The sequence below is a fragment of the Salipiger sp. genome (assembly GCF_059781815.1).
Window position 1 is genome coordinate 1 of sequence record NZ_JBYNAH010000286.1, and the last position, 5,754, is coordinate 5,754.

Consider the following 5,754-nt stretch of genomic DNA (forward strand, 5'->3'; position numbering starts at 1 on the left):
GCTGGAAGAGCACCAGGCGGGCAAGATCGTCGTCGACGGGACCGAGCTCGGCTCGGACCTGAAGAACATCGACAAGATCCGCTCGGAAGTCGGCATGGTCTTCCAGCACTTCAACCTCTTCCCGCACCTGACCATCCTCGAGAACTGCACCCTCGCGCCGATCTGGGTCCGCAAGGTCCCGAAGAAGGAGGCCGAGGCCACGGCCATGCATTTCCTCGAGAAGGTCAAGATCCCCGAGCAAGCGCACAAGTATCCCGGCCAGCTCTCGGGCGGTCAGCAGCAGCGCGTGGCGATTGCCCGGTCGCTGTGCATGAAGCCGCGGATCATGCTCTTTGACGAGCCGACCTCGGCGCTCGACCCGGAGATGATCAAGGAGGTGCTCGACACCATGGTCAGCCTTGCCGAAGAGGGCATGACCATGCTCTGCGTGACCCACGAGATGGGCTTTGCGCAGGCGGTCGCGAACCGGGTGATCTTCATGGATGCGGGCCAGATCGTCGAGCAGAACGAGCCCAAGGCGTTCTTCAACAACCCGCAGCACGAGCGCACCAAGCTGTTTCTCAGCCAGATCCTCGGCCACTGAGCCCCCTGCCCCACGGGCAGAGACATTATCGGAAAAGCCCGTCCGCTTCGGATGGGCTTTTTTCGTGCCTCGCTCGGCCAGGGGCCAAGAATTTTAGCTAAAATTCTTGCGCCCTTTGGGGAGGCCCCGCGCAAAACGAAACACGCCCCGGAGATTGCTCTCCGGGGCGTGTCTCAATGCTGTCGAAGCGGGATGCTTCAGCCGCGCTCTTCGATGATCTCGACGAGGTGCGGGATCTTTGCGACCATGCCGCGCACCGAGGGGGTGTCCTCGAGCTCGCGGGTCTTGTGCATCTTGTTCAGGCCCAGACCGATGAGGGTCTTGCGCTGGACTTCGGGGCGGCGGATCGGCGAGCCGATCTGCTTCACGACGATGGTTTTAGCCATGGATCTCAGGCCTCCTCAGCGACTTGGGTCGACTCGGCCGGCGCGTCGTCGCGCTTGGGCAGGATGTCGGCCACTTTCTTGCCGCGACGCTGGGCGACGTTGCGCGGCGACTGCTCGCGCTCGAGGCCGGCCAGGGTGGCGCGGATCATGTTGTACGGGTTCTGCGAGCCGATCGACTTGGCGACCACGTCGTGCACGCCCAGCATCTCGAACACGGCACGCATCGGACCACCGGCGATGATACCGGTACCTTGCGGTGCGGTGCGCATCACAACGCGGCCAGCACCGTGACGGCCTTCGATGTCGTGGTGCAGGGTGCGGCCTTCGCGCAGCGGCACGCGGATCATCTTGCGCTTGGCTTGCTCGGTGGCCTTGCGGATGGCCTCGGGGACCTCCTTGGCCTTGCCCTTGCCAAAGCCGACACGGCCTTTCTGGTCGCCGACGACGACGAGCGCGGCGAAGCCGAAGCGCTTACCGCCCTTCACGGTCTTGGACACACGGTTGATCGCAACAAGGCGATCGGCGAATTCCGGGGCTTCCTCGCGGTCGCGACGGTTGCCGCGGCGGTTTTCACGTTCTGCCATCAGGCATTCCTCTGTTCAGGGTCGGCGCGCTGCGGTCCTGGGACCGGAGCCACCGGGTTGGAGCAATCCAGGTGAGGCGCAGAAGGCGTCTCCCGGATCATCGAGGCGTTTCCGCCTACAAGAACGGGGCAACCGAAGCTGCCCCGAAAGGGATCGCCGGGCGGGGACGTGCCCCGCCGCGACAGATCAGATCTTCAGGCCACCCTCGCGGGCTGCGTCGGCCAGAGCCTTGACGCGACCGTGATAGAGGAAGCCACCACGGTCGAAATAGGCTTCTTCCACGCCGGCGGCCTTGGCACGCTCGGCGATCAGGGCGCCCACTTTCTGGGCCGCTTCCACGTTGCCCTTGCCGACCACGCCCAGGTCCTTCTCCATGGTGGAGGCCGAGGCGAGGGTCACACCGCGAACGTCGTCGATCAGCTGGGCGCTGATGTTCTTGTTCGAACGGTGCACCGACAGGCGCACGCGACCGGCGTTGACCTTGCGAAGCTTGTTCCGGACGCGCAGGCGGCGCTTCTGGAACAGTTGCAGTTTGCTGTTTGCCATTGTCCGCGTCCTTACTTTTTCTTGCCTTCCTTGGCGAAGATGTACTCACCTTTGTAGCGAATACCCTTCCCCTTGTACGGCTCCGGACGGCGCCAGTCGCGGATGTTTGCCGCAACCTGACCGACCTCTTGGGCGTTGTGGCCCTCGACGATGATTTCCGTCGGCTTCGGCGTGGTGACCGTGATGCCCTGCGGAATGTCGAAGTTCACATCGTGGCTGTAGCCCAGGTTCAGCTTCAGGGTCGAACCCTGAACCTGAGCGCGGTAACCCACACCCTGGATCTCGAGCTCTTTCTTGAAGCTGTTCTGGACGCCGTAGACCATGTTCGCAACGACGGTCCGGGACATGCCCCACTGCTGACGGGCGCGCTTGGAATTGCCGCGCGGCGTCACGGTGATGGTGTTGTCCTCGACCGCGATGGTCACGTCGTCGGTGGCGGTGAAGGTCTGGGCGCCTTTCGGGCCCTTCACTTCAACGGTCTGGCCGCTGACGGATGCGGAAACACCCGAGGGCAGCTCAACCGGCTTTTTCCCAATACGAGACATCCGTCCCTCCTTAGAATACCGTGCAGAGCACCTCGCCGCCGACATTGGCAGCGCGGGCGTTTGCGTCCGACATCACGCCCTTCGGCGTGCTGACAATCGACACACCCAGGCCCTGACGGACCGAGGGGATGTCCTTCACACCCATGTACACGCGACGGCCGGGCTTGGAGACCCGCTGCAGTTCGCGGATGACCGGGGTGCCATCGTAGTACTTGAGGCTGATCTCGAGCGTCGGGTGACCGTTCTTGTCGGTCCCGGACTCGTAGCCGCGGATGTAGCCTTCGTCCGCCAGCACGTCGAGAACCCAGCCACGCAGCTTGGAGGCAGGGGTCGACACGACCGACTTGCCGCGCAGCTGCGCGTTGCGGATACGGGTGAGCATATCGCCGATAGGATCGTTCATCTCATACCCTCCTTACCAGCTCGATTTCACGACACCGGGAAGCTGGCCGTTCGAGCCGAGTTCGCGCAGGGCGATACGGCTGATCTTGAGCTTGCGGTAGTAGGCGTGGGGACGGCCCGTCAGTTGGCACCGGTTGTGCAGACGGGTCGGCGAGGAATTGCGCGGCAGTTTCGCCAGCTTCAGGCGGGCCTTGAAGCGCTCTTCCATCGGTTTGCTTTCGTCGTTCGCGATCTCTTTGAGCTCAGCGCGCTTGGCGGCGTACTTCTCCACCAGCGCCTGGCGCTTCTTTTCGCGTTCGATCATGGATTTTTTGGCCATGTGTTCGCTCCTCAGGCGTTGAAGGGCATGTTGAAATGCTTCAACAGCGCCTTGGCTTCCGCGTCGGTTGCCGCGGTGGTGGTGATGATGACGTCGATGCCCCAGACCTCGTCGACCTTGTCGAACTCGATTTCCGGGAAGACGATGTGCTCCTTGATGCCCATGGCAAAGTTGCCACGGCCGTCGAACGACGGTTTCACGCCGCGGAAGTCGCGGATGCGGGGCATCGCGATGTTCACCAGGCGGTCAAGGAAATCGTACATACGGTCACCACGCAGGGTCACCTTGGCACCAAGCGGCATGTCCTCACGAACGCGGAAGCCGGCGATCGACTTCTTGGCTTTCGTGGTGACGGCCAGCTGGCCGGCGATCTTGGTCAGGTCTTCCTGAGCCGATTTCGCCTTCTTGGAGTCGCGCACGGCCTCGGCACCGCAGCCGATGTTCAGGACGATCTTGTCCAGACGCGGGATCTGCATGTCGTTGGTGTAGCCGAACTCTTCTTTCAGAGCGGCCTTGATCGTGTCGCGGAACTGCGTCTTGAGACGCGGGGTGTAGGTCGCGGTATCAAGCATCGATCACGTCCCCCGTGGTCTTGGCGTAACGGACCTTCTTGTCGCCTTCCATGCGGAAGCCAACGCGGGTCGGTTTGCCGTTGGCATCGACGATGGCGAGGTTCGACAGGTCGAGGGGCATCGCCTGCGGCAGACGGCCGCCCTGCGAGTCCTGCGACTGGCGGGTGTGACGGATCGCCATGTTCACGCCGCCGACGACGGCCTTGCCGGCCTTCGGATCGACGGATTCAATGGTTCCGGTCTTGCCCTTGTCCTTGCCGGCAAGAACGATGACCTTGTCACCTTTTTTCAACTTGGCAGCCATCAGAGCACCTCCGGCGCGAGCGAGATGATCTTCATGAAGTTCTTCGCGCGCAGCTCGCGAACGACCGGCCCGAAGATACGGGTGCCGACCGGCTCGCCCGCGTTGTTCAGGATGACGGCCGCGTTGCGGTCGAAGCGGATGGACGTGCCGTCTTCACGGCGGACTTCCTTGGCGGTGCGCACGACGACGGCCTTGCGGACGTCACCCTTCTTCACGCGGCCGCGCGGAATGGCCTCTTTCACCGAGACGACGATGATGTCGCCGACCGATGCGTAGCGGCGATGCGAGCCGCCGAGGACCTTGATGCACTGAACTTTCCGGGCACCGGAGTTGTCAGCGACATCCAGATTGGTCTGCATCTGGATCATGTGGTTTCTCCCGACCTTTGGGGGTTGTTCTAGGTCTACCCCCCAGGGTTTCGATCAAACTGGGATGTGGGCGGATTACTCCGCGATCACTTCCCAGCGCTTCGTCTTCGACTTCGGCGCGCATTCGATGATGCGGACGCTGTCGCCGACTGCGAACTTTTCCGCCTCGTCGTGAGCGCGGTACTTCTTCGACTTCTTGATGGTCTTCTGCAGCACGGGGTGCTTGAAGCGGCGGACCACCTGGACCGTGACGGTCTGAGCGTTGGCGGTGGAGGTCACGGTGCCTTGCAGGATACGCTTGGGCATGGGGTTAACTCCTTATTCCGCCGAAGCCGCGGCAGCGGCTTTCTGGTTCAGCACGGTCTTCACACGCGCCACGTCACGACGGACCTGGCGGATGCGTGCGGTGTTTTCGATGGCTCCGGTGGCCTTCTGGAAGCGGAGGTTGAAGGCCTCCTTCTTCAGGGCCACGAGCTCGTCCCGGAGCTGGTCCGGGGTCTTCGAGCTAAGCTCTTTGGCGTCCATGTCGGTCGCTCCTTTGTTGCAACATCACCGGAGAGCCCCGTCGTTATGCGGGTCACCCTGATTCCCGGTGGAGGTGGATGAGCGCGCTCTATAGGCCGGGATCGCGCATAAGGCAAGGGAGAAAGGGCTTCGGGGCCCTGGGTGGGCAGATCTGCCCCCTGCCCTGCTTCGCCAATCGTCCGCTTCGGGGCCGAACCGTTGGTCTCCGCCCGTTCGCACCTCAAACGCTCCCCCGGAGCGTTTGCCGGGCAAAGCCCGGACCGGTGCGCACACCCACTTGTATTTGAAGCTGACCGAGATGCGCACGTCTTCCGCCGTGTTGGGCGGCACCTCGTGACGCAGCCACGATTCCCAGAGCAGCACATCGCCCACCGCCGGCGCCTCGTAGACGAAGGTCTTCAGCTCGTCCCGACAGCCCTTGCGGCGCGCCGGCGCGGCCATCATGAAGCCCAGCCGCGGGTCCTCGAGCTTCAGCGCCGAGGTGCCGTCAGGCATCGAGACATAGGTCGTCCCCGAGATCACCGAATGCGGATGGATATGCGAGGAGTGGGTGCCGCCTTCGGGCAGGATGTGGATCCAGATATCCTCGACCACCAGCTTCTTGTCGCCAAGATCGAACT

Annotated in this window: 12 protein-coding genes and 1 pseudogene; 1 reads left to right on the forward strand and 12 read right to left on the reverse strand. The window is 63.1% G+C overall.

Features of this window, described 5'->3' with window-relative positions; all coding sequences use genetic code 11:
- Window positions 1-583: amino acid ABC transporter ATP-binding protein (locus AC6RA4_RS22885; protein WP_500164229.1), on the forward strand; the 583-nt coding region annotated here is incomplete at its 5' end.
- A 197-nt stretch (window positions 584-780) separates the two neighbouring features.
- Here the strand turns inward: AC6RA4_RS22885 and rpmD are convergent.
- The 12 genes and pseudogenes from rpmD to AC6RA4_RS22945 all read right to left on the reverse strand — a co-directional run.
- The gene (gene rpmD, locus AC6RA4_RS22890) at window positions 781-969 is read right to left on the reverse strand and encodes a 50S ribosomal protein L30 (protein ID WP_222601840.1); all 189 of its coding nucleotides are present in this window, start codon (window positions 967-969) and stop codon (window positions 781-783) included.
- 5 nt (window positions 970-974) lie between these two features.
- Entirely contained in the window at window positions 975-1,553 is a 579-nt protein-coding gene (gene rpsE, locus AC6RA4_RS22895; RefSeq protein ID WP_500164230.1) for a 30S ribosomal protein S5, read from the reverse strand.
- A gap of 186 nt (window positions 1,554-1,739) precedes the next feature.
- Window positions 1,740-2,099 (reverse strand): 50S ribosomal protein L18, encoded by a 360-nt coding sequence (rplR, locus tag AC6RA4_RS22900; protein WP_500164232.1) that lies wholly within the window; start codon window positions 2,097-2,099, stop codon window positions 1,740-1,742.
- Between the two features lie 11 nt (window positions 2,100-2,110).
- The gene (gene rplF, locus AC6RA4_RS22905; protein WP_500164234.1) at window positions 2,111-2,644 is read right to left on the reverse strand and encodes a 50S ribosomal protein L6; all 534 of its coding nucleotides are present in this window, start codon (window positions 2,642-2,644) and stop codon (window positions 2,111-2,113) included.
- A gap of 10 nt (window positions 2,645-2,654) precedes the next feature.
- Window positions 2,655-3,047: a 30S ribosomal protein S8 gene (gene rpsH, locus AC6RA4_RS22910; protein ID WP_222601844.1), complete on the reverse strand. Its 393-nt coding sequence runs from the start codon at window positions 3,045-3,047 to the stop codon at window positions 2,655-2,657.
- 12 nt (window positions 3,048-3,059) lie between these two features.
- Window positions 3,060-3,365, reverse strand: a complete 306-nt coding sequence (rpsN, locus tag AC6RA4_RS22915; RefSeq protein WP_500164236.1) for a 30S ribosomal protein S14 — start codon at window positions 3,363-3,365, stop codon at window positions 3,060-3,062.
- An 11-nt stretch (window positions 3,366-3,376) separates the two neighbouring features.
- Entirely contained in the window at window positions 3,377-3,937 is a 561-nt protein-coding gene (gene rplE, locus AC6RA4_RS22920; RefSeq protein WP_007792725.1) for a 50S ribosomal protein L5, read from the reverse strand.
- Window positions 3,930-4,241 carry a 50S ribosomal protein L24 gene (rplX, locus tag AC6RA4_RS22925; RefSeq protein ID WP_500164238.1) on the reverse strand — a complete coding sequence of 104 codons (312 nt, stop codon included), beginning with the start codon at window positions 4,239-4,241 and terminating at the stop codon, window positions 3,930-3,932. The genes rplE and rplX overlap by 8 nt, the downstream gene beginning before the upstream one ends.
- Window positions 4,241-4,609 (reverse strand): 50S ribosomal protein L14, encoded by a 369-nt coding sequence (rplN, locus tag AC6RA4_RS22930; protein ID WP_023851005.1) that lies wholly within the window; start codon window positions 4,607-4,609, stop codon window positions 4,241-4,243. Before rplN ends, rplX begins: the two co-directional genes overlap by 1 nt.
- A gap of 75 nt (window positions 4,610-4,684) precedes the next feature.
- Window positions 4,685-4,915 (reverse strand): 30S ribosomal protein S17, encoded by a 231-nt coding sequence (gene rpsQ / locus AC6RA4_RS22935; protein WP_222601848.1) that lies wholly within the window; start codon window positions 4,913-4,915, stop codon window positions 4,685-4,687.
- Window positions 4,916-4,927: 12 nt separating this feature from the next.
- Window positions 4,928-5,134, reverse strand: a complete 207-nt coding sequence (gene rpmC / locus AC6RA4_RS22940) for a 50S ribosomal protein L29 (RefSeq protein WP_007792750.1) — start codon at window positions 5,132-5,134, stop codon at window positions 4,928-4,930.
- 273 nt (window positions 5,135-5,407) lie between these two features.
- Window positions 5,408-5,754 (reverse strand): annotated as a pseudogene (locus AC6RA4_RS22945) (TIGR02466 family protein); the annotation flags it as partial.